Source organism: Sphingomonas sp. 67-41, assembly GCF_001899725.1.
Classification (GTDB): Bacteria; Pseudomonadota; Alphaproteobacteria; order Sphingomonadales; family Sphingomonadaceae; genus Sphingomonas; species Sphingomonas leidyi.
The window spans coordinates 1-25,905 of record NZ_MKWJ01000019.1; the positions used below are offsets into that span (position 1 = coordinate 1).

The window sequence follows — 25,905 nt, forward strand, 5'->3', positions numbered from 1 at the left end:
GGTTGACCCACCCGTGACACCCGAAACATAATCCGCAGACGGGTCACTTCTCGATGGAAAACCCGGGTCACTTCTCAGTGGAAATCAACAGCGGGGGCGCGGGTCGTCCTTCCATCGGTCGATCCGCTGCTTGCGCTCGGCATAGGCCTGGACGTGCCCGAACTCGCCCGTCAGGACCCCAGTCGCCCCCAACACCCGCGAAACATTTTCCAGCAGGTTGGCGCCAGGTTCCAGACGATCGACCACCTCCATACAGACAGGATAGATACCCTCATCGCCCTCATAGGTCGTAAGCGTTTTGAGGATGAACTCCAGATCGGTGTTGCTGCCCTCGCGAGCGATCTCGATCAGCTTTTCCGATACGGCCGCTGACAGTTCGGGGAAGGCGTGCCTGAACAGGCGCCCGCCGCAGTACTCGTGCCAGTCAGAGTTTTCCGCATGCCAGTCGCGGATCGCGGGGATCAACAGGTCCACATGGGGAGAAAGGACTTCGGGCAGGTCGTGGGCGTCGAACGGAACAGCGTCGAAGCGCCGTCGGTTCGTCTGCCTCCCGTGCCGAATTCGTGTGCCGAAGAAATCGATCACCTGGTCCGGAAAGTTCGGCGCGATGGCTGCCAGAAGGCGAACGTCCCGATGACCCACGCCCTCGATTGAAACGAACGAGGCGAGAAAGCGCTCTGCCTCGCCCGCGCTCAGCGCTTGAACAATCTTGGCATTTCCCGGCGTCCAGAACTGCTTGATCCAGGACGGCTTAGTCCGCGCGGTGAAGAAATCGACGGTCGGCATCAGCCCGCGCTCGATTAGAAGCTGATCGGCCTCGCGATCATACCAGACGGCGGCCGTCGTTGCCCCGGCGATGATCGACTGTTCATCTTCATCTGCGACAGCGCGCGCAACATAGGCCGCAAGCCGCTCGGGATCGGGCGCGGCCCGCAGCCGCAGATAGTCGCCAATCCCTGGTAACTGCGCGCCTGTCTCAAGCCAGGCGTCAAAGTGCCTATCGACCGCATCATTCCGACCCGCTTCGTCAAGCCCGACAAGAAGCTGGGCAAGAAAAGCCGTTCCGGTCGCCTCGATCCCATCAAGCATCAAAATGGCAACGTCCGGCTTCTCGCGTGCGAGCTTATGCATGCAGTTACGCAAGGGCGTCAGATGCCCGCCGTCCGATCCTACCGCTTCGATAAACCGGTACAGGGTCGTCATCCAATCGGCCACAGCCGGCGGGGTAATCTCCTCGACGATCACGGCATAGCGCTCGGCGCGCCATGCATCGGTCGCCTGATAGTCGAAGTGGTCGCCATCCCAGGCTGCGGGACGCACCGTGTCATGGCCGATGAGGGTCTTATACAGAAAGAACTCAGCGTCTGCGTTCAACAGATCCCGCAGCGACAGCAATGCATCCACCGCAGCCTTCTGGGCTGCGACCAAGTCTGGCATTTCGGCCAGATCTGGTCGCAGCACGTGATAGCGATAATGGGTGTGGAGCGCATCGACCTCGCACCAGCGCCGCAGCTCCAGGCCCCATGCTGCGGCTCGGGCAGTCATGATACTGCAGACCCGCGAGGTGTCGTCCAGAAGGATTTTCGCTAGACCTGCATCGAAGTTGCCGTACGCTGGCGCCGCGCAGGCTTCTCGCAACCCACAGAGAATTTTCAATCGGTCCTTATCCTGGGTGCTCTCGTCAAGCCATTTTTCAAGCCAATCGATCACGCTGGTGCGCAGGTCGCGGACATGATCACTGGCAGGCACTACGCCCTGGTGAAAAATGACGGCGTCGGATTTCCAGCTTGTGCCCCCAAGATCGGGTGAGAGGACTTCCTTGAGCATCGCAACCAGTAACGGGCGGGATGCTTGCGTTTCGTCCGCCGTCAGGGAAGCGACGCCGTCCAGAACGACCTGTTGCGCTGCCGCGCCGAACCTCTCCCAGATCGCGAGATCATGTTTTGTCAGCTTCTCGCCGAGCTCGATCCAGAGGTGGCGCTCCTCCTCGCTCCAAGCTCCCATGTACAGGCATATCAATGCCTGGAACGTCCGCTCTGCATCGCAATGGCGGTATGCGCTGATCAGGTCCTTGACCCGGCGGGCAACCTGAATGCTCGTATTCCCGGGCAGCGCACCGAACGAAGTTTCAATGGGAACTACCGGGAAATCGCGCGAGCGTTCAACCGCTGTGATCAGTGCCTCGAACATCTCTAGGAAATGCGCTGCCGGATCGTCATAATGGGGCAGGACCAGGTCGGCATAGGTCTCGAGGGCATCTTCGAGAGCGTTGTTATCTTGAGGCGCGACGATCGTTGCGGTCACAGCGTCGACGGCGCCATCCGCCTGAACCAGGCGCCGAAAATCACTGGCGATCTTGTCGAAGTCGTGGCCGGCGGGCACGAGGTGCGCTTGCATCACGCGGTTCATCCGTTCGCCAATATCGGCCATACGCGCGGCGCCGAGATGTTTGAGGTTGGGCTCCTTGTAAATTGTGTCATGCCCCATCTCCGCCCAGGCATGGTTGAGCAGCGTCTGGATCTGGATTTCAGCGCGCAGCCCCGCGAATGCGCGATATTCGGGCAGGGCCAGGCGTTCGGGCTTAAGACAGACGAGGTAATTGGTACTGTCGAAGAGCTTGGTCTCTGTATCCGTGCCCGGCACGGGATGGTGGACGTTAACGTCGAGGACCTCGAAGTTTTCGTGCAGCGCCCCTGTATGGTTGAACGCCTCGACCTGCGAATTGGTCAGGAACACGACCCGACATCCGGCCAGATCCTTGAGCCTCTCGTCAATCGCATCGGCCGGGTCGATGCCGCGGTTCTTGAGCTTCTTGGCGAGTGACCCCACCTCTTTCGCACGACCGGTAATGGTGTGAGCCATCAAGCCGTGTTGTATAAGCATGTGTTGAAGAATATTCTGGATTGCATCGACAAGCGCCAGATAGCGGGTACGACCGTCCTGCTGATATTCCTCGAAAGTCATGAAAACCCCAAATTCATTCGATCAGGCGTGCCCTGTGCGGTCCGCTCTGGACTATTAGCGATCTGTCGTTGCGCTGCCGAGTTCTAATCGCGCTTCCGCAGCAGAGCGCTGGACCTTCTCCTGTGGATATCAGACCCCCACCCGATTCAGCGCTTGCGACTCATGTTCACACTATGTTCCATGGCGCGATGGATGCCAATGACCCCGAGGAATTTTTGCCTGACGACATCATCGTCCCGGAGGGGCGCGATCGTCTTGGCCTTGCCCACCAGATGCGTGTTGATATTTCGATTGCCATCTCCCTCGCGCCTGCCTGGCTGAGGAGAGCGCTTGCCGATCGCAACCCTATCAAGGCCCGCGGCGCGCGCGTCGAGATGGTCGAGCGCATAGCGGTCGCGCTCGAACGCCGGTTCTTGCTGACGTGGTGCGGATCGGCCGATCAGGACGGGAACGCCCGGCCACCCGAAGCTGGCGGGCCGCTTTTCGGTAACCCGGATCAAGCTGATCCGCTGGTCGCAAACCTTCCAATCGCTGGAACCGAATCAATTGACTCCCGGAAAGCAGGATGAGAACATATAGCGAACAAACGAGTCCCCGTCTTTGCTATGTCGATCGCGTCCAAATCTGAAAGGCTTCAAGCCCTCATGGCTGAAATCCAGGCAATTTCGCCTGTGCTTCGGCCTGAGGCGGAGTATCTGCCTTTTGCGGTCGCAGCCTTGGACGAGCGGCTCGCCGGGGGAGGGCTCGCATCGGCAGCCTTGCACGAGTTCGCCGGTCAGACTGCCAGTATGGGAGATGATGCGGCTGCGAGCCTGTTCGCGGCCGGCATAGCCTCGCGTGCTTCTACGGCGGATATCCTCTGGATCATGGCACGCCCCGATCTTTTTGCGCCTGGCCTTGCCAGCGCGGGAATCGCTGCCGATCGCCTCATTCAGGTCGAGGCGGGCAAGGACGAGGATGCGCTTGCGGTAATGGAAGAGGCGCTCCGGCATGGTGCGCTTGCCGCAGTGGTATGCGAGGTTACGCGGGTTGGCATGACGGCGACGCGGCGCCTCCAGCTTGCGGCGGAGGAGGGTGGCACGACCGCTCTGCTCCTGCGGCGGTGGTGCAAGGCAAGCGATGATCCCCTGTCCACGCCGTCTTCGGCCGTCACGCGCTGGCGGATCGGCTGTGCGCCTTCTTCTCCGCTCCCGGTTGCGGGTGTCGGGCGACCGCGCTGGCAGGTTTCGCTCATGCGGCAGCGTGGCGGTGATCCTTTTACCTGGTTGCTGGAGGGGTGTGATGCGCAGGGTCGCGTCGCTGTACCTGCCGAGCCTCGCCGTCGACCGGCTCCGCCGCGAAGAGGCGAGGCGCGGCAGGCAGCCTGAACGGAATTCCGGATCGCCATTGGCAGTCCCGCCGCTGGAAAGCGACGACGGGTCGTCCTGCTCCTGTCCGCGTGGGGGCGGGTGGAGGCCAGGTGCGCGTTGGGCGCAGTCGCAAGGTGCAGGCGCAGCGATGCAGATGCGCGCTCAGCAGATTGAAAGCCTCCCGGTCCATCAGCGTCCTAGCGCTCGCGAGCTTGGTCGGCGCTCAGAAGTTGCCGACAATCCGTTTCGCGCCATGTCCTCTCCTACAAAGGCCAAGCCGGTTGCCAGCGGGGTAGAGCAGATGTTCCCGCCAATGGTGACGACCATTGCTCAGAAGCAGCGGATGATCCTTGCGGCTGTGGATGATGCTGCAGCCGCTGCCGGTCTGCACCCTGGGATGGCGCTGACGCATGCCCGGGCCTTGATGCCGGATCTGGATGTTCGGGATGCAGATCCGCAAGGCGATCGAGCGCTCCTGCACCGTTTGGCTTTGTTTGCCGTCCGACGCTGGACTCCGACGGCGCAGGTCGATGAACTGGATGGCTTGCTCATGGATATCAGCGGCGTGGCGCATCTGTTCGACGGAGAGCAGAGGATGGCGCGCCATATTCTTCGCTTTTGCCACCGAGCCGGCCTGTTTGGGCGGATCGCCATCGCCGATACGGTTGGTGCTGCCCATGCCCTTGCCCGCTTTGGAAAGGAGCGGATCTCGATCTGCCGCACGCATGAGGAACTAACTGCTCTGGGTTCGATGCCGATAGCGGCCCTCAGACTCGACGAGCGTCAGCGGGATGGCGCGCAGCGGCTGGGCATCGAACGGATCGGCGATCTGGTCGCGATGCCTCGTGCGCCTCTGAGCCGGCGCTTGGGTGGTAGCTTGCTCCGCCGGCTGGACCAGGCAACCGGACGGCTTGCAGAGCCGCTCGTTCCGGTCGTCCCTTTCGAGATGCCGGACGTTGTAAGGCGCTTTGCTGAGCCAATCGGCGCAGCCGAGACGATCGCCCGTGTCATCGCCGATCTGACGCAAGACCTTGCAAGACTCCTGCTGTCGCGAGGGCTCGGTGTCAGGATTCTGCGTCTCGTCTGTGAGCGGGTCGATCGCGCGGAACAGGCAGTGGTTGTCGGAACGGCGCGAGGTACGCGTGACATTGCCCATATGCTCCGCCTTTTGACGATGAAGATCGAGACGATCGACCCGGGCTTCGGCATCGACAGCATGCGGCTCATTGCCCTGCGATCCGAGCCGCTCGATCCGATTGCGCTGACAGCCGATTTTGGTGAGAATGCGCCTGCAGACCTCGCTTCGCTGGTCGATCAGATCGTCACGCGCCTGGGGCAAGCCGCGATTTATCGACCAACGGCACGTGAGAGCGATGTTCCTGAGCGTAGCATCGGGCGGGTCTTCCCGCTGGAGGTAGCCAATTGCTGGTCCACGTTGTGGCCGAGACCTGCCAGGATGCTGCGGAGGCCTGAACGCATCGAAAATGTGCTGGCAGGGTTGCCCGATCACCCTCCCAAGCGATTCAAATGGCGCGGCGTCACCCATACGATCATCTGCGCCGATGGGCCTGAGCGTATCCGTGGGGAATGGTGGCGTCGACCCGCCGAAAGCCACGCCGTTCGAGATTATTTCCGGGTCGAGAACGAGCATGGCGAGCGGTTCTGGGTTTTCCGTCGAGGGGATGGCGAGCATGCCTGTTCGGGCGACCTTTCATGGCACATCCACGGGATCTTCGGATGAGTGCGTCGGGCTATGTCGAGCTGCAGGTCGCCACGCATTTCTCTTTCCTGCGCGGCGTGTCGTCATGCGAGGAACTGTTTGGGCAGGCAGCTGCGCTGGGCCTGTCTGCTCTTGGCATCGTGGATCGCAACTCGGTCGCCGGACTGGTGCGTGCCTGGGAAGCATCAAAGGAAACAGGTGTCAGGCTTATTCCCGGTACGCGGGTCGATCTCGCATGCGGGACCAGCCTTCTGCTCTATCCCACTGACCGTCTGGGCTGGACCCGGCTCTGCCGTCTACTGACTCTTGGGAAAGGCCGCGCTGGCAAGGGCCGCTGCGAGCTGCATTGGGATGATCTGCCACCATGGTCGGAAGGGCTGATCGCCATCCTTTTGCCTGATCTACCTGATGAGACCAATGCGGCCGCCCTGCAACGCCTTGTCTCGATCTTCGGCCAGCAAGGCTATCTGGGCCTGTCGCTAAGGCGGCGGCCGGATGATGCGCTGAGAATATACGAACTGGACGCACAGGGGCGGGAATTCGGCGTTCGGCGTGTCGCCCTTGGCGATGTCCTCTATCATAGCGTCGAGCGAGAGCTCTTGCAGGACGTCGTCACGGCGATCCGCCATCGAACGACCATCGACGCCATGGGTTTCAAGCGTGAGCGATACGCCGATCGACACCTAAAAACCGGCAGCGAAATGGAGCGGCGCTTCAGTCTTTATCCCGACGCCATTACCGCATCCCGTGATATCGCAGGCGCCTGCGCGTTCGATCTGGGCCAGCTTCAATATCAATATCCTCAGGAGGCAGTCGCAGGGGAAACCCCGCAGATGCTGCTCGAGCGGCTGACTGCGGCTGCGGCAGCCCGCATGTTCCCCCAAGGCGTGCCGAAGGCCTATTGCGATCAGCTGGCACACGAGCTCACGCTGATCGATCAGCTGAGCTATGCGCCCTACTTCCTGACGGTAAACAGCATCGTTGCCGAGGCGCGCCGGCGGAAGATCCTTTGCCAGGGACGGGGCTCGGCAGCGAACAGCTGCGTTTGCTTCGTGCTTGGGATCACCTCGATTGATCCGATCAAGCATGAGCTGCTTTTCGAGCGGTTTGTTTCGGGCGAGCGCAAGGAGCCGCCCGATATCGATGTCGATTTTGAACATGAGCGCCGTGAAGAGATCATTCAATGGATCTATGAAACCTACGGCCGGACCCGTGCCGCCCTGACGGCCGTGGTGACCCGATATCGGGCGCGCGGCGCATTGCGCGATGTCGGCAAGGCATTGGGGCTTCCCGCCGACATGACAGGGGCGCTCTCGGGTTTGATCTGGGGCTGGTCTATCGAGGGTGTAAGCGACGAACAGGCACGTGAACTTAATCTCGACACCAGCGATCCACGCCTTTCGATGACCCTCTCGCTGGCGCGCGAGCTTATTGGTGCGCCGCGGCACCTCTCACAGCATCCCGGCGGCTTCGTCCTCACCTCCGACCGGCTGGACGAACTGGTCCCCATTGAGCCGGCCGCCATGGACGACCGCCAGGTGATAGAATGGGATAAGGACGACATCGATGCGATGAAGTTCATGAAGGTCGACATTCTTGGACTGGGCATGCTGGGCTGCATGCGCCGGGCCTTTGCCTTGCTCGAGGAACATCGCGGAGTAGCGATGACAATGGCGTCGCCGACGCTCCAGCACGATGATCCGGCTGTCTTCGCGATGATCCAGCGTGCTGACACGCTGGGCGTTTTCCAGATCGAGAGCAGGGCGCAAATGTCGATGCTGCCGCGGATCAAGCCTGTGAAATTCTATGATCTGGTGATCGAAGTGGCGATTGTCCGGCCGGGACCGATCCAGGGCGATATGGTTCATCCCTATCTGCGTCGGCGCGAGGGGACGGAAAAGGCTGAGTATCCGCGTCCCGAACTTCGGGCCGTCCTGGAAAAGACGCTGGGCGTGCCCCTTTTTCAGGAGCAAGCGATGAAAGTCGCGATAGTCGGTGCGGGTTTCACACCGGCTGAGGCCGATCAACTGCGCCGGGCCATGGCTACTTTCAAATTCACCGGCGGCGTCAGCCATTTTTACGACAAGCTCGTCGAAGGCATGGTGAGGAGGGGCTATCCGCGAGATTTCGCTGAACGCACTTTCAAGCAAATTGAGGGCTTTGGATCCTATGGCTTCCCAGAGAGCCATGCGGCAAGTTTTGCGAAGATCGCCTACGCCTCCAGTTGGATGAAATGCCATCATCCCGATGTCTTTTGCGCCGCACTCCTGAATGCGCAGCCGATGGGGTTCTATGCGCCGGCGCAGATTGTCCGTGACGCGCGCGCGCATGGCGTCGAAATCCGCCCGCCCTGCGTGAACGCCAGTCGCTGGGACTGCACTCTCGAGCAGGGCAGGGGACGGTTTCTGGCGGTGCGGCTTGGATTGCGAATGGCCCGCGGTTTGTCCAACCTTCATGGTGCGATGATCGTGTCGGCCCGTGGCGAGGAGCCTTTCAAGAGCGTCGAAGCCGTATGGCGGCGGGCAGGCGTACCGCCGGTGGCGATAGAGCGGCTAGCGGAAGCAGACGCCTTTCATAGTCTCGCGCATGATCGTCGTCAGGCACTCTGGCAGGTCAAGGGTTTGGGTGATGCTCCACTCCCGTTGTTTGCGGCAGCCGACGCACGTGAGGGTGCGATCAGCCCGGAAAGCCAGGAGCCTATGGTGACGCTCGAACCGCTCAGCGAGGGGCGCGAGGTGGTCGAGGACTACCGGACCATTCAACTTTCGCTAAGGGCGCACCCTGTCCAGTTCTTGCGCGAGGAGCTGCGCCGCCGCGGCGTCAAGGCTGCCGCCGATCTCGATCAGGTCAAGGATGGCCGGCATGTGGAAGTGGCAGGCATCATCCTGGTCCGTCAGAAGCCCGGCTCGGCAAAAGGCGTGCTTTTCATTACAATCGAGGATGAGACGGGGATCGCAAACGGGATTTTATGGCCCGATCGCTTCGAAGCACAGCGCCGCACCGTCCTGTCTTCGGCAATGGTCGGCTTGCGCGGGCGTCTGCAGCGAGAAGGTATCGTCACCCATATCATCATCGACAAAATCATCGATTACACGCCCATGCTCCGTTCGATCGGGAGTGGGTCACTGCCGCATCTGGCTGCACCCGCTGATGGCGCGACGCGTGGCGGCGGACCGGATGCGCGCGATGGGCCGAAAGCGACAATGGTCAGAATAAAGTCGCGGGACTTTCATTGACGTTGTCGCTGCAATGGGCCGAATTGTCGGCTGGAGCATCGGACGGCATCGGGGGACGACATTGAACAGAGAGGAGGCATTCGATCAGGCGATCAAGCTGATCGCGGATCTTCCCTGTCAGCGTGAGGTGATTGATTTCTGGGACATGCCCGCGGTGCGCTCTGATGGCGATCGCGCAAAGTGGCGGGCCGCCGCCGACCGGCTCATAGGCATCGGCCAGAAGGTCGCACCTGATCTTGCCGAGTATTTTGAGATTTGGGCGAGCGATGCGGCCGTAGGCGCAAAAGACCTTGATCGCGGCCTGGCGCTCATGCCGCTACCGGGTCTTGGAGGCCGTGCAAGCCTGCGCGCGAGCAATATCCTCGATCTCAAGCTCAGCCTGGGCAGGCCACCGGCGGCGCGCGACATCACCGCGCTATTCGGTCCGAAGGTGACGAAATTCGGCAGGGAGAACCTGCTGAGGGTCGAACAATTTATCCAGCTCCAGCTGGATGAGCGCGCGGCACATGGCAACCCCGTCGATATTGTTCACTGGACGCAGGACGCTCACCAGCACAAGGCAGGGTATAGCCTCTTCAACGGTCATCCCAGCTACCTCGTGGTTCAGCCGCCGGGCGGCTGGCATTTTTCCTATTCAAAGCGGGCGGAGGCCGAATGCATGGCGTTGATCCGCGACGCCGAGAACACCTGGCGTGAGGAGAGCGATCTTCCACGCGTCGGCGAAGGGTGGATTTCCGAAACCAGACTTTACTACGAGCTGAAGGCAGCGTTTCCCGCGCTCGATGTGCTTCAGCATCACCGGCCAGATTGGCTAGGGCGACAGCATCTCGACATCGCCATTCCTTCGCTGCGTACCGCGATCGAGTTCCAGGGCGCTCAGCATGATCTGCCTGTCGCATTTTTTGGCGGAGAAGACGCCTTCATCCGGACGCAGGAGCGTGATCGCCGCAAGCTGGGCAAATGCAGAAAGCAAGGTTGGCGCCTCTTCTATGCGCGCGAGGGGTATGATCTCACCGATCTGATCGCCCAGATCGTAGAGCCGCGATGACCCTGTCCAATTGACAGAAGAACACCAAGATGAAATGAAGGCGTCGGTCATCGCAGTGGCCGGCCGCCTGCTCAAGCGAAGCCTTCGTGGCACTGTATGAATTTCTGATTCCCATCCCGTTTTCGCGGCATTGGGCGACGGTAGCAGGCGACGTTTTCCGAAGCCGACGGAGAATGGCGATGGCATATAGTTTCCAGAAGATTTCGGATGTTAAGCTGCGCGCGCGCAAGATCGCGCGTGAGCAGGATATCCCTCGCTACCAGGCGCTGGACACCGCCGCACGCGGCGGTGGATTTCAGAACTTCGCTCATGCACTCAAGGAGCTGCCGGAGCTGGCACCCGCATCCCCCTGGTCAAATCGGATCGAGATCAGCCAGGGCTGGTGGAGCCGGAAGGAGCGAACCGGTGGGCAGGTAGCAGCATCGATCAGCCTGAAGCACGCGTTGTGCGAGCTGGTGAAGCCCCACCAGCTGGTCGAAACACTGGGCGGCTGCCGCATCGATGGAGAGGCACGGCTCATCAGCGATGGCAGCATGCGGGACCGCGAGGCGAGCATAATGGATGTAGCGAGGGTCGCCCGCGCACTTCAATTCATGGATGCGACAGGCCTCAAACCATCGCGATCGCGGCGCTGCTATCCCAAGGGCGACTGGGACAATCGGCCGCCCATTGCGGATCATGACAGCTGTTGGTTCGATCCGGAGGCGCGGGCCTATGTGCTGGTAACCCAGCCATATCCTGGACGCGCTGCGATGCGTAGCGAGGTTCAGGCTGCCTGGGAGGCCCGGCATGGTTGGCGTACATTCCGCAGCGACTGGGGCAGCATGTACGGCTTTGGTACGGAGCTCTATCTCCTCTGTCCGCCAGCCTACGCGGACCTCCTTGGGCGGAAACTTGCCGATCTTGGTGCTGGTCCCGATGCGATTACCAACGAGGACGTCTCCGATGTCTGAGCAGAGCTCCTGCGAGAGACCACTTCTGTCACTTTACCCGAGGCGGTAAAGTGACAGAGGCGACTCTTTGCGACCGAACCGGCGATGGGGAGCAGCTGAATGGCCGTAGGCCTCTCGCCAATTCAACAACAATCAGGAGTAATTGATCATGCGTGAGACCCGCCCGCCGCTGGTTGGCAAGCTCGCCCTTGCCGCGCGCAGCCTCGTCGAAGTGCCTCGCGCGCACGCTGCGCTCGCTGTCGCCGTCGATGAGGACGACCTCGCTGCGTTTGAAGACGGGATCAGAGAGCTCGATCCGGATGCAACACTGCGCCTGCTACATTATCTCGAAGAGTGTGGCGCTGTTTTCCTTCCGGAAGGGAAGGAGGGCGGTATCGGGGTTCGGTTGCGGTTCAATGCGCGTGACGTCCGCGCTCTCAATCGCCTCGAAGGCGAGGGAGGGCCGGTCGGCAAGGACGATGTGTAAACAAATGGGGATTGCGTCAGCGCTGCGGTGAAGTGCCACGACTGTTCAAAACGGCGTTGGCTCTCTGAGAGGGATTCACATTGGGTGTGGGATGTGCTTGAAATGTTCCCATGTTCCAGCCCGATCTTTTCGCCATGGAAGCCTCGATAACGCCGGTCATTTCTGCTGATCGCGAGGTGCTGGACATGCCTGCTATTCTCGAGCGGCTGACCGAGGTGTGTCAGCGGCCACGATATAGTTTCATGGTGCTCAACCTCATCGCTCAAGCCAGCGACCGGAACGGATCTGCTGGGCCTTATATTCGGGAGGGGGATCGCCGGATTCCCGTCCGGGACTGGCTATGCGATGCCCTGATGCCGGTGGCGCAGCGTGACCCTCGTCGCCTCGCAATCGCGGATCGGGTCCGGCGTGAGCTGGCCGAGCGCAATGCGATGCCCGCTGATGCGCGCGAAGCTGAAAGTCTCGTCGAAGCCCAGGTCGCCAAACGGATCCGTCTCTCGGGGCGTACCAATGTCAGCCGTGCCGTGTCCGAGCTTGTGCGGGCGGGGCTGGTTCGGCGACACTATCAGGGCTACCGGGTCGACCATCCCAACCGCGGTGCCCAGCGACAGGCGGTCTACATCGTCAATGAGGCGGCGCGCCGGGTGCTCCGCCGGGCCTGACACGCAGCGGAACTAAAATCCGAAGCACGCCATTTACGCAGCATCACAAAGAGACTAGCTTTCGAATATGGCGAGCATTCTGACCCTTGGACAACAGCGTAAAGCCGGCACCGCCGCGCGCAAGGTCGGCGGGTATGGCGAGCTTATTCGGCTCGAGACCGAGCGCCGGAAGGCCAAGGGCCAGGGCAAGATTGTGCTCGAAGCCTCGACCGGACGCTACATCTTCCAGCCTAAGAAGACCGCTCCCGCTTCATAATCGATGGCGTTGACGCTCGGCCTGCTGGCGAGCGTGCTCGTCCTACTGCCCGGCCTCGCCGTCCTAGCCGCGTTCAATTTTCGGACCAGGCGCGGAGGCGCCAGGCGCCCCGAACTCGCCCTAACGACTATCAGCGCGCTGGTCATGGCCGCAGCCGTCTCGATTGTCGTCCATCTGGTGGCATGGGCCGCAATCGAAGGCGCGCTCGCCTTCGTGACGGCACTTCATGATGCCTATCCGGTCCTTGATCTTGGCCCGAAAATCGAGAATCCGCTGACCAGCTTCTTTGCCGCTGTGGCAGGAAACAAACCGATGGCGTTCAGCGGCGCGGTCGCGCTTGGCATGGTCCTCATTACCGAAATGGTCGCGCTCGTGAATTTCGTGCTCGGCGAAACCTTCGAACTGGCCTTCGACGAATATGACCTGAACGGCCAAGGCTGGGTCTTCGAGCACATCACGCGCCCGGCCGAGAATGGGTACACGCCCGTGGGACATGTCTTTACCGCTACGATGAGCGGGAAGTACGGCATCGCGTACAAAGGGCCGATCATCGACATCCGTCAAGGCGACAAGGGCGAAATCCTCTCGATCGCTCTCGCGCGGCCTGAGCGGTTTCTCTACGAACTGGGGACGTTCGACGACGACCCACCCAAAAAGAGCTGGATCGAGCGCCTGCTGCCCGGGGACGCGGAGGAGGCGGAGCCTCATAGCGGCGTTCGGCATCATGAAAAGGATTATGCCGGCGGCGTGGTCGCGCTGGATGCGCGTGTGATCAATAATATCGTCGTGCGCAGCATCGCGGATGAACTGCTCGAGCAGATCGACGAGGAAGTGCCGGACGAACCGGAGGTGCCGCTCGCGTGAATGCCGGATCGTCAAACTTGCTACAAGACGCAGGAGGTCTTTACGGGCTCTTGCTGACCTTGGTCTTCCTCGCATTCATATGGGTGGCGCTGCTTAGCCTCACCCGTGACCTGTGGCGGATCGTCTTTCTGTATGAGACTCGCAGGGCGCCGACGCTTGGTATTGGCAGCGCCATCGCGATTGGTGTGTACATCCTGGCTGGACTCACCTTAGGCGCTAAGCATTATGCGGCCATGATGTTCGCCGTGGTGGCGCTCGGTCCCTGGCTGCTGGTCAAGTCGGTCAGTGTCTATGCCTGGTTTCGGGATGGCCCGGAGGTGCGTCAAGCGGCTCTGGAAATTCGATCCATCGAGGCGGCCCGGATGCGCGAGACGCTCCCCAGGGCCGATCAGAAATTGCCGTGGCGCGGATATCTGTTCGACGTAGAGCGCGCGATAAGGCGTGGTCGCTACGAACCGCCCCCGATCTGATGGTTCGCCTTGCAGATCACTTGGCGCGAGAACAGTGCGTCTATCCCTCGCCGTTAATCGGGTGCCCGGTGGTTCTAGTCCTCGATCTGCCTGAAAAGAACCGCGGCGCCGGTCTGGCGCTCGGTCGCTACTATCCGATCATCATCGAGAACGAGGATGAACGTGCAGAACTGAATGCTTTTTTTGATGCGGAGCGCCCGGCCATGGTGACCCCGGATCTCCTCGACCATCAGCCGACGGCGTTTCATTCGGACAGGTTGATCGTCACGCGCTATACCCCCTCCCGACCCGGATGGCCCTGGATCAGCCTCTTCTACTGGCCCAAGGACTACCGAGCAGCAGCAGTGGGGCAGGGCCTTTCTATGGCTCGCGGTTGCTATACCACGGAGCTGTTCGACACGAGCGAAGCCCGCGACGAGCATGATTTGCTCATCGTCCAATCCTTGCGGGAACGCCACACCCTGCAAATCCAGTTGATCTCGTCCGAGATTGAGGCGGGAACCGGCCGCGCCTGAGCAGGCCGGCCAGAAAGCCCTGACAATCACGATCTCAAGATAGCGTCTGCTTCGGCAGCGTGCCTTGGCGCGCGCCGATTGCATCTCGGTCGCGCCTTGACGACTAACATATCAACACATATTCATATAACATACATGAGTATGAAGAGGTGGGCCGTATTCCGCGACGTTGAGGATCGAAATGGGTGCAAAAAAGTGCGGTTTTCCGTGCGTTCTGCGAGCCAGCTTCGTCACGACGCAGAGGCGGAAAAATCGAGTGGTCACCGCGAATCTGCGCTTGACCTTCCAATGCTTGGAACCCGCATCCCCGGGAAAACAGGTGGGAAGCCATTGTCCGGGGGTCCGGCAGAAGTGGCTGAATTAAGGAAAGAAATTATGCGAAAATCAGTCGCGACTCTGCTGTCATCGGGGGCGCTTGGAATGGCACTGCTTCTTGCAGCTTGCGGGGGCCCCTCGGGAGGCCAGCAAGGGCAGGGCGGCCCACCGACGCCTCAGGTGCCCGTCGCACAGGTCATCGTCCGGGAACTGGCACCGTCCAGCGAATTCAACGGTTCGCTTACCGCGCCCAAGTCGGTGGAACTACGGCCACGGGTGAGCGGACAGATCATCGGGGTCGATGTGCCTGAAGGTGGCATGGTCCGTCAGGGCCAGACCCTCTTCCGGATCGATCCTCGTCCCTTCCAGGTCGCTGTCGATCAGGCCGCGGGCAATCTTGCGCAGGCGGAAGCCCAGGCGGCACAGGCTCAGGCCGACTTTGCGCGGGCCGAGCGTCTGATCGCGACGGGTGCCATCTCCCGCAAGGAGTATGACGCCGCAGTTGCCCAGCGCCGCGCCGGGCTTGCGTCGACTCAGGCGGCGAGGGCTGCTGTTGCCGCAGCGCGCCTCGATCTGTCTTTCACACGGGTCACAGCGCCCATCAGCGGCCGGGTCGATCGCATTCTTGTGACGGAAGGCAATGTGGTTGCCGGCGGCGCGCAGGCGACCCCGCTGACGACCATCAAGTCCGTCAATCCGCTGTACGCTGAGTTCGACATCGACGAAGCCACCTATCTGAGCTTCGTGGAAAAGGCGCGGCGCGCGGGCACCGCGACTAAGCTGCCGGTCGAGTTCGGCCTCATGACCGACGAAGGGTTCCCGCGCACTGCGACGCTGGACTTCCTGGGCAATGGAATCGATCGCAGCGCGGGCACCATTCGCGCTCGCGCGCTCGTCCAGAATACTGACGGTGCCCTTGCGCCTGGCCTGTTCGCCAGAATCCGGCTTGTTACCGGCGAGCGCCAGCAGTCGATCCTCATCGACGACCAGGCCGTCGGTAACGATCAAGGCAAGAGCTTCGTTCTCATTCTCGCCAAGGGCAACAAGGTCGACTTCCGCCCGGTCGAGCTCGGTCCGATCGTCGATGGCCTGCGCGTGATCAAGTCCGGCCTGCAGCCCTCGGACACCGTCATCATCAAGGGTCTCGTGCGTCCCGGCATGCAGGTCGTGCCGCGCAAGGGGCCGATGCAGCAGAGCCAGGGCAACGGTAATCCGCAGGCCGCCGCCAAGCCTGCTGCGGAGGCACGCTGATGAAGTTTCCACGCTTCTTCGTCGACCGCCCGATATTCGCGGTGGTCCTCTCGGTGCTGATGCTGATTGCAGGCGGCCTTGCGCTGCTGAAGCTTCCGCTCAGCGAATATCCCTCTGTCACGCCCCCAACGGTGCAGGTCACCGCTCAATATCCAGGGGCCAACCCCGAAGTCATCGCCGAAACGGTGGCCGCTCCGATCGAGCAGGCCATCAACGGCGTCGAGAACATGCTCTACATGAGCTCCCAGGCCTCGACCGACGGTCGGATGCAGGTGACGATCTCGTTCAAGCAAGGGACGGATCCCGACCTCGCGCAGGTGCAGGTCCAGAACCGTGTCGCGCGCGTCCTGTCGCGTCTACCGGAAGAAGTGCAGCGCATCGGCGTCACCACCCAGAAAACGTCGCCAGACGTTCTCATGGTCGTCCATCTGGTCTCGCCGAACAAGCGCTATGACCCCCTCTATCTCTCCAACTATGCGACCCTCCATGTCCGCGACGAACTCGCTCGCGTTGCTGGTGTCGGCGACGTGGTGCTGGGCGGCGAGGGCGAATATGCCATGCGGGCCTGGCTCGACCCGACCAAGGTCGCAGCGCGCGGCTTGACTGCGAGCGACGTCGTCGCCGCTATTCGGGAACAGAACATCCAGGTGGCGGCCGGTTCAGTCGGCCAGCAACCCAATGCGTCGGCCGCCTATCAGGTGACCGTGAATACGCTTGGCCGTCTGACGACGGAAGAACAGTTCGGCGACATCATCCTCAAGACGGGCGAGGATGGTCAGGTCACCCGACTGCGCGATGTCGCACGCCTTCAAATGGGTGCCGACGGCTATTCGATGCGCAGCCTTCTCGATGGTGAACCTGCCCTCGCGCTGCAGATCTTCCAGAGCCCGGGCGCCAACGCCCTCGATGTGTCGAGCGCGGTGTGTTCGACGATGGAAAGGCTGAAAGGCGAATTTCCTGACGGCATCGAATACCGCATCGCCTATGACCCGACCATCTTCGTTCGCGCGTCGCTGAAGTCGGTCGTTGTCACGCTGTTCGAGGCGACCCTGCTGGTTGTCCTCGTCGTTGTCCTCTTCCTTCAAACCTGGCGGGCATCGATCATCCCGCTCGTCGCCGTCCCGGTGTCGCTGGTCGGCACATTCGCCCTGATGCACCTGTTCGGCTTCTCGTTGAACACCCTGTCACTCTTCGGACTCGTCCTATCCATCGGTATCGTGGTCGATGACGCGATCGTCGTGGTCGAGAATGTCGAGCGGCATATCGGGCTTGGCCAATCTCCAAGGGAAGCGGCACGCCGCGCCATGGATGAGGTCACCGGTCCTATTCTGGCTATCACCTCGGTGCTGGCGGCCGTTTTCATCCCGTCGGCATTCCTGTCGGGCCTTCAGGGCGAGTTCTATCGCCAGTTTGCCCTCACGATCGCCATCTCGACGATCCTGTCGGCCATCAACTCGCTCACCCTTTCCCCGGCCCTCGCTGGCGTGCTGCTGCGGCCGCATGGCGACGACACGCCGCGCGACAAGGTTACGCGGGTCATGGACAAGGTGTTTGGTCGCTTCTTTGGCGCCTTCAACCGCTTCTTCGACCGTTCGTCGGAGCGCTATGTCTGGTCGGTGCGCCGCGCTGTACGCGGAACCGGCATCGTCCTGATCCTATATGCGGGTCTTGTCGGTCTAACCTGGCTTGGTTTCAACAAGACACCTCCCGGATTCGTGCCGATGCAGGACAAGTATTTCCTTGTCGGCATTGCTCAGCTGCCTACCGGGGCATCGCTTGATCGCACGGAATCCGTCGTGAAGCAGATGTCGAAGATCGCGTTGGCCGAGCCTGGCGTGGAAAGCGTCGTCGCCTTCCCGGGGCTTTCGGTGAACGGCGCTGCGAACCTGCCGAACTCGGCGCTGATGTTCATCATGCTCGACAAGTTCGAGAACCGGAAAACACGGGACCTCTCTTCGTTTGCGATCGCCGGCAAGCTCATGGGCAAGATGGGCCAGATCCCTGACGGCTTTATCGGCGTGTTTCCCTCGCCGCCGGTTCCTGGCCTCGGCGCCATGGGCGGCTTCAAACTGCAGATCGAGGATCGGGCCGGGCTTGGCTTCAATGCACTGGCGCAGGCGCAAGGCCAGGTGATGGGCAAAGCCATGCAGACGCCGGAACTGGCGAACATGCTGTTGAGCTTCCAGACCAACGCCCCGCAGATCCAGGTCGATGTCGATCGCACCAAGGCCAAGGCTCAAGGCGTTCCGCTCACCGCAATTTTCGATACTATGCAGGTCAATCTCGGCTCGCTCTATGTGAACGACTTCAACCGGTTCGGGCGAACCTACCGGGTGATGGTCCAGGCCGATGCACCCTTCCGTCAGCAGGCTGAGGATATTGGCCAGTTGAAGGTGCGCAATGCCAGCGGGGAGATGATCCCGCTGTCCTCCCTGGTCACGATCAAGCGCAGCACCGGTCCTGATCGTGTGATGCACTATAATGGCTATCCGTCAGCCGATATCAGCGGCGGTCCAGCCCCGGGCTACTCGTCCGGGCAGGCAACTGCGGCCATCGAGAAGATTCTCAAGGAGACGCTGCCCCCGGGCATGACCTACGAATGGACCGATCTCACCTACCAGGAGAAGGCCGCCGGCAACACCGCGCTCTTCGTCTTCCCCCTTTCCGTGCTGCTCGCGTTCCTGATCCTCGCTGCCCAGTACAACAGCTGGTCGCTCCCCTTCGCAGTGCTGCTGATTGCGCCAATGGCGCTCCTCTCGGCCATCGGCGGGGTCTGGGTATCGGGCGGCGACAACAACATCTTCACGCAGATCGGGTTCGTCGTCCTCGTCGGCCTGGCCGCCAAGAACGCGATCCTCATCGTGGAGTTTGCCCGGGAGAAGGAGAAGGAAGGGCTCGAACCGCTGCCGGCGGTACTCGAGGCAGCCAAGCTGCGCCTGCGGCCGATCCTGATGACCTCGATTGCCTTCATCGCAGGCGTCGTTCCTCTGGTGATTGCAAGCGGCGCCGGCGCTGAAATGCGTCACGCCATGGGCATCGCGGTGTTCGCTGGCATGCTTGGGGTGACACTTTTCGGTCTCCTTCTGACCCCCGTCTTCTACGTCGCCGTCCGGCGCTTCGCGCTGCGCCGCGAGACGCGGAAGGCCGTTCCCCCTATCGTGGAGCAAAGCGCATGATCGCGCAGAACAAACAACGCGGCGCAAGAGTTGCCGCACTCCTCGCCTCGGTCGCGCTCGCAGGGTGCGCAACCATGGCCCCGAAATATGAGCGACCCGTCGCGCCGGTGAGCGAAAGCTTCCCTGTCGGCGCTGCCTATGGCGATGCCGCAGCAGCAAGCAAAGGGACGGCGGCTGACATCGGATGGAAGGAGTTCTTCGCCGATCCGCTGCTACATCAGCTTATAGACCAGTCGCTCACCAACAATCGCGACCTTCGGGTCGCAGCGTTGAACGTCGAAGCGGCGCGCGCACGCTATCGCGTGCAGCGATCCGAACTCCTGCCCAACCTGAGCGTGGGGGCAGAGGGAACGGCGCAAAAGCTCCCGTCGGATCTATTCTACAACCGGCGGCAGTATCAGGTCGGCGCTGCCGTTTCAGCTTGGGAACTTGATCTGTGGGGTCGCATTCGCAGTCTGAGCGATCAGGCAAGAGAAGCCTATTTCGCCGTCGAGGAAAACCGGACCGCTGCCCAACTCAGTCTCGTCGCCGAAGTGGCTAATGCCTATCTGACGCTGCGCGCTGACCAGGCCATGTTGCGCCTTTCGCAGGATACCCTGGCGGCCCAGAAGAAGTCGTACGACCTGACGAACCAGCTCGTCGAGGTAGGTAACATTGCCAAGCTCGATTTGCGCAGGACGGAGGTCGCCCTGCGCACCGCCGAGGCGGATGTTGCGACGTATACCCGCCTTGCTGCTCAGGATCGCAACGCGCTGGCGCTGCTGCTCGGCGCACCGCTTTCAGCTGACCTTGCAGCGCAACTCGGTGCTGCCACGACGCTTCCTGACGGGATCGTCCCGTCGGACGTGCCGGCTGGATTGCCCTCTGATTTGCTCACGAGAAGGCCCGACATCAGGGCTGCCGAGCACGATCTAAAGGGCGCCAACGCCTCGATCGGCGCGGCGCGGGCTGCCTTCTTCCCGACCATCACGCTGACCGGATCAGGCGGGACAGCCAGCTCAAGTCTCGACGATCTGTTCTCGAGTGGATCGGGGGCCTGGAGCTTCATGCCCCGCATCAATTTGCCGATCTTCAACGCTGGCGCTCTGCGCGCCAACCTTGACCAGGCGAAGGTCCAGAAAAGCATCGAGATCGCCACCTACGAAAAGGCGATCCAGACGGCGTTCCGGGAGGTCTCCGATGGTCTTGCGGGACAGCGGACCTTCGACGATCAGATCAAGGCTGAACAATCGCGAGAAGCGGCAAGCGGAGCAGCCTTCAAGCTCTCGGAGCAACGCTTCAAGGAAGGTGAGGACAACAATCTCGCCCTGCTAGACGCGCAGCGAGCCCATTACGGGTCGCAGCAGGCGCTCGTCAGGGCGAGGCTCGCCCGCCTCTCGAACCTGATCAACCTCTATAAGGCGCTCGGAGGTGGCTGGACTGCCGTCGGGCCCGGCCAATCGACCCAGCGATAAGCGAGGCATCCATGCAGACTTATGAGCCTATGTTGAAGCGCGCGCGCGGTCTTGCGATCGCTGGAACCCTCGCGTTACTGGCGGCTGCGCCAGTAGTGGCGCTTCGCTTCACGCGAGCCCGCCGACGCCGTGTCGCGGCAAAGAGCGAAGCGACGCGCGCGCCGAGCTCTGCCGCGCACGTCCATCGGAATTTTTACGATCGCGGCCAGCAAAGCGAGACGCGTGCCGGAAAGTGGCGTCTCATCAAGACCGGGCACGATCTTATCGCGCTGGAGATTGCGGAGACGAACGGGGTCTCCCGGTTTCGGGTCTGGTCCGAGCAGGGCGAGCCCTGGCCTGCGAGCGATGTGAGCGTCGTGACTGAAAGATGGGATGGCGCAAACGAGACATTTAGCTTCACCCAGCAGGAGGGGTATCTCGAGTCAGCTCAGATTGTGGCGCATCCCCATTCTTTCTTTGCGCGCCTGACGTTAACCCACGGCGAGCGGTCGCACGTTTACGAACTGGCATTCATCGAAGATGAAGGCGTCAACGATGGGTGGTCGTCTCAAGGCGCGGCACGCCGTACGATCTCGGCACCTGGCGAACCGTGCCAGCTGCTGCGAATCCCGGGCAGGGCGTCATGAACGACAAGCTGAGTGCGCTTGAATGGTCTGTCGTCGCCCTGGCGCGGGGAGATCGCCTTTCATCCCTTCAGGCACCAGGCAAGTTCAGCACCTTCTTGAAGAGGCTCTTTGAGGGAGAGCGCCCCAGTCCTGCCTTTGCAGACAAGCGGCTCGAAGCGTTGCGCAGGGTGTCGGTGCTTGCCTGGCACCGGGGGTTCGCCATTCCGGAAGCTGAACTCGACCGCTTTTTGAACGTGGGCTTTTCCGAGCAGCAGTTTGAAGCAGTGATCAGCAGGATACACCGATCCAAGGCGCAAGCTTCATGCTGCAAGAACGGAGCGCAGCCCGGCCATGTCCATGCACTTGCCTGAACGGCAGGTCTGTATGGCTCCCTCTCCTGGACAGGGCGCCGACATGGCACCCAGTGCAAAGTTCGCCGTCATCGTCGCTGAAGAAAGCCATGCGTCGGCCTGGTCCGGGCTCGAGCAGGTACAGCCGGAGTATGACATCCTCTACGCATCATCGAGCGTTCTCTCGTTGGGGACCGTTGGAGGGCGCTGGATCGCGCCAGCAGCCTGCGGCATTTTCGTTCCGGCAGGCGTCGCACACACACTTGAGCTCTCGAGCGCAGGCTGCGTCACCTGCGCGCTCATCCCCAGGAGCGACAGTGAGAACGCCGATGGGACCTGCAGGGTCATCGGGATATCGGACCTTGTGCGGGAGCTTCTGGATGCGGCGGCAAAGCTGCCGCTGGACGGACCGGAAAAGGGGAGGGATCGACTTGTGCTCGACCTCCTCCCCTTGGAGATTGCGCGGGCCGCCAGCCTCCCGATTGGCCTGCCGATGCCGGCCGATCCGCATCTCGCGCGCAAATGCACTGATTTTGCGTCCATGCCGCATTCGGACATGTCGATCGATCGATGGGCGGCGGACCTTTCGATGAGCCGACGGCGGTTCACATCTTTCTTTCGTCGCGAGACCGGGGTCGCTTTCAAAGCGTGGGTTCGACAAGCCTGCTTCGCTATCGCTATGGTACGACTGGCCAAAGGAGATAGTTTGGGCTTGGTTGCCGCAAGTTGCGGCTACTCCAGTCCCGCGGGGCTTTGCACACTGATCAAGCGGCTGAGCGGGGCAGCGAGTGTGCGTCGCGCGCTGCGAACGGCACGTTAAATGCAACGCAAGCACGGCCTGCGGATTGGCTCGCCGAGCCTCAGCTCAGATGAATGGATCGTAGTTGTTGGCGCGCGCCGCGCATCCATGCGCTCGTTGCGTGAGCCAGGCCGCTCCCAGAGGCTGTTCCGCGCTCTGTTCGGTTGGGACCAGCCCAGGCCCCAGGAAAGCGAACGCCTTGAGGCCTTAAGACGCGCATCCATTTACCTGTGGCATGGCGTGACCGAGTTGCCGACCAAGGAGATGGATCGGTTCCTGGCAGCAGGCTTTACCATGAGGCATTACGAGGATCTGATCGAGGGGATCGCGGAAATGGGAATATAACCGCTGGCTTCGCTCGGACCCCGGTCAATCTGAAAAGATCATCAGGCTTCTGTCGCAGGCGCCCCTTAGTGCCCAAGCCCGATCCCCATCGGCTTTACCAGCATCCACACGGCCATCGCGACCATCATGACGTTCTCTGTCAGGGATACGAAGCCCAGCGGCACATTGCTGTCCCCGCCCACACAGGCGCATTTAAGCTCGCGCTTGCCGATGTAGACAGCCTTGAAGACAGACGCGGCCCCGATCGTGCCGATGAATGCGGCAACCGGTATCGAGATCCACATCAGTGCTCCGGACATCATCAGAACGCCGGCTAGCCCTTCAGCAAAGGGGTACGCATAGGCATAGGGCACCCACCGCTTGGCCAAGAGGTCGTAATTCAGGAACATCGTCGCGAAGCTGTCGACATCCTTCAGCTTCTGTAGGGCCAGGAGACACATGGCGATGGCGATGAACCACTCTGCTGCGGCCACCGTGGTCAAAGCGCCATAAGCGGCCCAGCTCGCCGCAAGCGCCATGCCTGCAGCCATCGCGAACAACGCGATGACTGGCCGGTAGGTCACCGCGTTCTTGTCGCGAACCGTCATGCCGAAATATCGGCGCAGATCATCATAGCCGCCGATGCGCTTGCCCTCGATGAAGACCTGCGGCGTGGTCTCGACCTGATGCTGCGCCTTAAAGGCGTCTGTTTGCTCACGGGTCGTGAGGTGGTGATCGTCGACAGCATAACCCTTGCGCTTCAACAAATAGAGCGCCTTCAAGCCATAAGGGCAGGTGTGGGTGGGCATGACCATACGGTGGATTTCTGCGGTTTTACGGTCCGTCATGCCTGCATCCTCTCGATTATCTACGGCTTTAGTAGGTGCCTGACGCGCGCCGCGGCGACGCTTGAATCGCAGGCCGAAAGTCAATCACGACCTACCCCTACCCCGCAGGGGTATCTAATAAATTACGTAACGCCCATTTTGGTTCCTCATACCGCGTCACGATATGGTTCCGTCCCAGATCGGCCAATGACCGAACGTTCACGCTTTGAGCGATCATGCGAGATTGCCACGGTCCGGATCCGGATCCGCCCTAATCAAATAGGTGCCTGCTCCACTGGCGCGTCAGTTTGGCGGGTCTGGTCGCGAAATAACCGGAGGGACGCTGATGGGTCGTCCTTGCGCCACGCCAATCCGATCTTAAGCGTCGGGACAGGATCCTCGATTTCGATCAGCCTTATCCCTTCAGTAGAAACTGGTTGTGTGGCCACTGGCGCGAAAAGTACGCCCATTCCTGCCCGCACGAGACCCATGCAGGTCTGATCGTCGCAGCTCTCAAGCGTCTTGGGGCGAAAGCCGGCCTGCCTGCAGATCGAGATAATCTCATCATGGTTTGCGGAACTGCCCTGTCCATGGGGCACGATGAAGCGATCATGCGCGAACGCCGACAGTGGGAGCGGGAAGGCGAGAGCTGAATCGGCGCATGGATGCCCGTCGGATACAGCCAGCATCATCCGTTCGCTGTGGATTTGTTCGATCGTCAGAGCGGAGTGGGACGCAGGAAGCAGGACGAACCCGACGTCGATTTCCGCCGAGAGCAACGCTTCGATCTGGGCGGATGTAGAGAATTCCTCGACAACCATTTCGATGTCCGGACGGATTTGCGCGAACCGCCGGATAAATGCGGGCGCGATCCGGGTCGCCGCATGCCGGATCATCGCCATCTCAACGCTACCGGACCCCAAGCGCTGTACATGATCGTCGACCATTTCCGATCCTTCCCTTGATTGTGGGCAGGCCATCAACGCTCTGCTCCGCTGCTGTCCCTTCTTTCCTCTGAGCTTGGGCATCAGTCGGGCGCCATTTGGTCGCCTTTCCCCGGGGCGAGCGCGCTGGCCTCAAACAATTCGGTCACGACGTCCGATCCGCGGACGAGCGTCAGATCGACTGGACACCTGTCTGCTATCGAGAGCAGTTTTTCGCGCTGTTCTTCTTCAAGCGCTCCGGACAGCGTGATTTCCCTCGTGAATCGATCTGGCGGGGTTCGATCCTTATCGCGGTCGTGCCGGACGCCGACACGCGCCTTTTCGAGAGGCATTGCGACCCGATCAGCATAGAGCCGCATGGTCATGACCGTGCAGGCCGCTAGGCCTGCCGCAACAAGCTCGTAGGGCGTCGGCCCGCTCGCAAGGCCGCCGATTGCGAGGGGCTCATCGGCCAGAAACTGGTGGGAACCTGCAGTGATCGCGACCTGAAACTTTCCTCGTCCGGTTTCCTGCGCGATGACCCCTTCACTAGGTTCCAACGGTCGCATTTCGACCTCGGTCACAGGAAGATAGCGAGAGGCCCATGCACTGATCACCATGGCCGCATAGTCGGCGTCCACGCGCTCGCGCAGCAGGTGGTCGGCCTGGTCGAGTGAAATGAAACTCTTGGGATGCTTAGCGGCCTGGAATATCCGTGAGGCGTTTTCGATCCCGACGATAGTGTCTCCGGGGGCATGCAGGACGAGAAGGGGCAACCGCAAACCGGCGACCCTTTCCTCAAGTGCCTGTGCCCTGGCATCGTTGAGAAACTTGCGTCCGAGGACGAATCGTCGCCCCGGCAGGGAGACCTCGGCGCTTCCATCCTTCTCGATCCTGCTCACCAATGCAGGATCGATGGATTTCAGAATGTGGGAGACATCGGCCGGGGCGGCGATCGTTGCGATAGCGCGAACCGTGGAGATCGCCCTTGCGCTCAGGAGGACGGCGGCCCCGCCGAGACTGTGACCCACGAGCAAAGTGACCGGCATGCCGGCCGACTCCATGGCCTGCGCCGCATTTGCCAGATCGGCAATGTCATTGGCGAACCCGAACTCGCCAGGCTCGCCCTCACTGGCGCCGAGCCCCGCAAAGTCAAACCGCAATACGCCTATGCCGACCAGGGCAAGGGCGCGTGAAACCCGCGTTGCCGCCAGACTATCCTTGCCGCAGGTGAAGCAGTGCGCAAAGATAGCCCACCCGCGCGGGGGCGTTTCCGGCAATTCAATTCGGCCTGACAGGCACGCCCCGTTGCTTCCGGTAAAGTCAAAATTCCTCTGCGCCATCGGGTCGTCTCCCACCTGCGTGGCTTAACGCGTTG

General features: G+C 61.5%; 23 protein-coding genes. 18 read left to right on the forward strand and 5 right to left on the reverse strand.

The annotated features are described in order from the left end of the window. Positions 1–84: 84 nt before the first annotated feature. Positions 85–2,964, reverse strand: a complete 2,880-nt coding sequence (locus BGP17_RS09865) for a RelA/SpoT domain-containing protein (RefSeq protein ID WP_286711866.1) — start codon at positions 2,962–2,964, stop codon at positions 85–87. Between the two features lie 146 nt (positions 2,965–3,110). Continuing rightward, entirely contained in the window at positions 3,111–3,464 is a 354-nt protein-coding gene (locus tag BGP17_RS09870) for a hypothetical protein (RefSeq protein ID WP_017501910.1), read from the reverse strand. A 105-nt stretch (positions 3,465–3,569) separates the two neighbouring features. Here BGP17_RS09870 and BGP17_RS09875 point away from each other — a divergent pair, with 105 nt between their 5' ends. The 18 genes from BGP17_RS09875 (at position 3,570) to BGP17_RS09960 (ending at position 22,798) form a co-directional block, all read left to right on the forward strand. Beyond that, positions 3,570–4,331, forward strand: coding sequence for an ImuA family protein (locus BGP17_RS09875; RefSeq protein WP_017501909.1), 762 nt, complete (start codon positions 3,570–3,572; stop codon positions 4,329–4,331). Positions 4,332–4,461: 130 nt separating this feature from the next. Next, positions 4,462–6,054, forward strand: coding sequence for a Y-family DNA polymerase (locus BGP17_RS09880; RefSeq protein ID WP_228167506.1), 1,593 nt, complete (start codon positions 4,462–4,464; stop codon positions 6,052–6,054). Continuing rightward, entirely contained in the window at positions 6,051–9,269 is a 3,219-nt protein-coding gene (locus BGP17_RS09885) for an error-prone DNA polymerase (protein WP_017501906.1), read from the forward strand. The genes BGP17_RS09880 and BGP17_RS09885 overlap by 4 nt, the downstream gene beginning before the upstream one ends. A 61-nt stretch (positions 9,270–9,330) precedes the next feature. After that, complete coding sequence (locus BGP17_RS09890; RefSeq protein ID WP_017501905.1) at positions 9,331–10,317, forward strand: putative endonuclease domain-containing protein; 987 nt, start codon at positions 9,331–9,333, stop codon at positions 10,315–10,317. 179 nt (positions 10,318–10,496) lie between these two features. Next, the gene (locus BGP17_RS09895) at positions 10,497–11,270 is read left to right on the forward strand and encodes a hypothetical protein (protein ID WP_026109331.1); all 774 of its coding nucleotides are present in this window, start codon (positions 10,497–10,499) and stop codon (positions 11,268–11,270) included. A gap of 148 nt (positions 11,271–11,418) precedes the next feature. Beyond that, the gene (locus BGP17_RS09900) at positions 11,419–11,736 is read left to right on the forward strand and encodes a hypothetical protein (RefSeq protein ID WP_017501903.1); all 318 of its coding nucleotides are present in this window, start codon (positions 11,419–11,421) and stop codon (positions 11,734–11,736) included. Positions 11,737–11,846: 110 nt separating this feature from the next. Continuing rightward, positions 11,847–12,398, forward strand: a complete 552-nt coding sequence (locus BGP17_RS09905) for a hypothetical protein (protein WP_017501902.1) — start codon at positions 11,847–11,849, stop codon at positions 12,396–12,398. 67 nt (positions 12,399–12,465) lie between these two features. Continuing rightward, on the forward strand, positions 12,466–12,654 hold the full coding sequence (locus BGP17_RS09910) for a hypothetical protein (RefSeq protein WP_017501901.1): 189 nt from the start codon (positions 12,466–12,468) through the stop codon (positions 12,652–12,654). A gap of 3 nt (positions 12,655–12,657) precedes the next feature. Beyond that, positions 12,658–13,518, forward strand: a complete 861-nt coding sequence (locus tag BGP17_RS09915; protein WP_017501900.1) for a hypothetical protein — start codon at positions 12,658–12,660, stop codon at positions 13,516–13,518. Positions 13,519–13,568: 50 nt separating this feature from the next. Continuing rightward, positions 13,569–13,988: a hypothetical protein gene (locus BGP17_RS09920; RefSeq protein WP_051886928.1), complete on the forward strand. Its 420-nt coding sequence runs from the start codon at positions 13,569–13,571 to the stop codon at positions 13,986–13,988. Further along, complete coding sequence (locus BGP17_RS09925) at positions 13,988–14,503, forward strand: hypothetical protein (protein ID WP_017501898.1); 516 nt, start codon at positions 13,988–13,990, stop codon at positions 14,501–14,503. The genes BGP17_RS09920 and BGP17_RS09925 overlap by 1 nt, the downstream gene beginning before the upstream one ends. A 420-nt stretch (positions 14,504–14,923) precedes the next feature. Then, positions 14,924–16,069 carry an efflux RND transporter periplasmic adaptor subunit gene (locus BGP17_RS09930; RefSeq protein ID WP_228167505.1) on the forward strand — a complete coding sequence of 382 codons (1,146 nt, stop codon included), beginning with the start codon at positions 14,924–14,926 and terminating at the stop codon, positions 16,067–16,069. Next, complete coding sequence (locus tag BGP17_RS09935; protein WP_017502106.1) at positions 16,069–19,245, forward strand: efflux RND transporter permease subunit; 3,177 nt, start codon at positions 16,069–16,071, stop codon at positions 19,243–19,245. Before BGP17_RS09930 ends, BGP17_RS09935 begins: the two co-directional genes overlap by 1 nt. Further along, on the forward strand, positions 19,242–20,699 hold the full coding sequence (locus tag BGP17_RS09940; RefSeq protein ID WP_017502105.1) for an efflux transporter outer membrane subunit: 1,458 nt from the start codon (positions 19,242–19,244) through the stop codon (positions 20,697–20,699). Before BGP17_RS09935 ends, BGP17_RS09940 begins: the two co-directional genes overlap by 4 nt. Positions 20,700–20,710: 11 nt before the next feature. Beyond that, positions 20,711–21,325 (forward strand): hypothetical protein, encoded by a 615-nt coding sequence (locus BGP17_RS09945; RefSeq protein WP_017502104.1) that lies wholly within the window; start codon positions 20,711–20,713, stop codon positions 21,323–21,325. After that, positions 21,322–21,675 (forward strand): hypothetical protein, encoded by a 354-nt coding sequence (locus tag BGP17_RS09950; protein WP_017502103.1) that lies wholly within the window; start codon positions 21,322–21,324, stop codon positions 21,673–21,675. The genes BGP17_RS09945 and BGP17_RS09950 overlap by 4 nt, the downstream gene beginning before the upstream one ends. A gap of 43 nt (positions 21,676–21,718) precedes the next feature. Next, complete coding sequence (locus BGP17_RS09955; RefSeq protein WP_157228531.1) at positions 21,719–22,474, forward strand: AraC family transcriptional regulator; 756 nt, start codon at positions 21,719–21,721, stop codon at positions 22,472–22,474. Further along, positions 22,475–22,798 (forward strand): hypothetical protein, encoded by a 324-nt coding sequence (locus tag BGP17_RS09960; RefSeq protein WP_037521832.1) that lies wholly within the window; start codon positions 22,475–22,477, stop codon positions 22,796–22,798. Positions 22,799–22,863: 65 nt separating this feature from the next. Here the strand turns inward: BGP17_RS09960 and BGP17_RS09965 are convergent, their stop codons facing one another. The 3 genes from BGP17_RS09965 to BGP17_RS09975 all read right to left on the reverse strand — a co-directional run bounded on the left by BGP17_RS09965 (position 22,864) and on the right by BGP17_RS09975 (position 25,870). Next, positions 22,864–23,625 (reverse strand): glutaredoxin family protein, encoded by a 762-nt coding sequence (locus BGP17_RS09965; RefSeq protein ID WP_026109374.1) that lies wholly within the window; start codon positions 23,623–23,625, stop codon positions 22,864–22,866. A gap of 254 nt (positions 23,626–23,879) precedes the next feature. Beyond that, the gene (locus BGP17_RS09970) at positions 23,880–24,551 is read right to left on the reverse strand and encodes a LysR family substrate-binding domain-containing protein (RefSeq protein ID WP_017502099.1); all 672 of its coding nucleotides are present in this window, start codon (positions 24,549–24,551) and stop codon (positions 23,880–23,882) included. An 80-nt stretch (positions 24,552–24,631) separates the two neighbouring features. Next, a complete protein-coding gene (locus BGP17_RS09975) occupies positions 24,632–25,870 on the reverse strand; it encodes a bifunctional alpha/beta hydrolase/OsmC family protein (protein ID WP_026109372.1) in 1,239 nt (412 codons plus the stop codon). Between the last annotated feature and the right edge of the window lie 35 nt (positions 25,871–25,905).

Coding starts and splice junctions, on each gene's coding strand:
- BGP17_RS09925 (WP_017501898.1), top strand. CDS start 13,988: ATGGTTCGCCTTGCAGATCACTTGGCGCGAGAACAGTGCGTCTATCCC.
- BGP17_RS09940 (WP_017502105.1), top strand. CDS start 19,242: ATGATCGCGCAGAACAAACAACGCGGCGCAAGAGTTGCCGCACTCCTC.
- BGP17_RS09965 (WP_026109374.1), bottom strand. CDS start 23,625: ATGACGGACCGTAAAACCGCAGAAATCCACCGTATGGTCATGCCCACC.
- BGP17_RS09970 (WP_017502099.1), bottom strand. CDS start 24,551: ATGGTCGACGATCATGTACAGCGCTTGGGGTCCGGTAGCGTTGAGATG.
- BGP17_RS09905 (WP_017501902.1), top strand. CDS start 11,847: ATGTTCCAGCCCGATCTTTTCGCCATGGAAGCCTCGATAACGCCGGTC.
- BGP17_RS09975 (WP_026109372.1), bottom strand. CDS start 25,870: ATGGCGCAGAGGAATTTTGACTTTACCGGAAGCAACGGGGCGTGCCTG.
- BGP17_RS09960 (WP_037521832.1), top strand. CDS start 22,475: ATGCAACGCAAGCACGGCCTGCGGATTGGCTCGCCGAGCCTCAGCTCA.
- BGP17_RS09885 (WP_017501906.1), top strand. CDS start 6,051: ATGAGTGCGTCGGGCTATGTCGAGCTGCAGGTCGCCACGCATTTCTCT.
- BGP17_RS09945 (WP_017502104.1), top strand. CDS start 20,711: ATGCAGACTTATGAGCCTATGTTGAAGCGCGCGCGCGGTCTTGCGATC.
- BGP17_RS09895 (WP_026109331.1), top strand. CDS start 10,497: ATGGCATATAGTTTCCAGAAGATTTCGGATGTTAAGCTGCGCGCGCGC.
- BGP17_RS09900 (WP_017501903.1), top strand. CDS start 11,419: ATGCGTGAGACCCGCCCGCCGCTGGTTGGCAAGCTCGCCCTTGCCGCG.
- BGP17_RS09930 (WP_228167505.1), top strand. CDS start 14,924: ATGGCACTGCTTCTTGCAGCTTGCGGGGGCCCCTCGGGAGGCCAGCAA.
- BGP17_RS09910 (WP_017501901.1), top strand. CDS start 12,466: ATGGCGAGCATTCTGACCCTTGGACAACAGCGTAAAGCCGGCACCGCC.
- BGP17_RS09950 (WP_017502103.1), top strand. CDS start 21,322: ATGAACGACAAGCTGAGTGCGCTTGAATGGTCTGTCGTCGCCCTGGCG.
- BGP17_RS09915 (WP_017501900.1), top strand. CDS start 12,658: ATGGCGTTGACGCTCGGCCTGCTGGCGAGCGTGCTCGTCCTACTGCCC.
- BGP17_RS09875 (WP_017501909.1), top strand. CDS start 3,570: ATGTCGATCGCGTCCAAATCTGAAAGGCTTCAAGCCCTCATGGCTGAA.
- BGP17_RS09880 (WP_228167506.1), top strand. CDS start 4,462: ATGCAGATGCGCGCTCAGCAGATTGAAAGCCTCCCGGTCCATCAGCGT.
- BGP17_RS09865 (WP_286711866.1), bottom strand. CDS start 2,964: ATGACTTTCGAGGAATATCAGCAGGACGGTCGTACCCGCTATCTGGCG.
- BGP17_RS09935 (WP_017502106.1), top strand. CDS start 16,069: ATGAAGTTTCCACGCTTCTTCGTCGACCGCCCGATATTCGCGGTGGTC.
- BGP17_RS09955 (WP_157228531.1), top strand. CDS start 21,719: ATGGCACCCAGTGCAAAGTTCGCCGTCATCGTCGCTGAAGAAAGCCAT.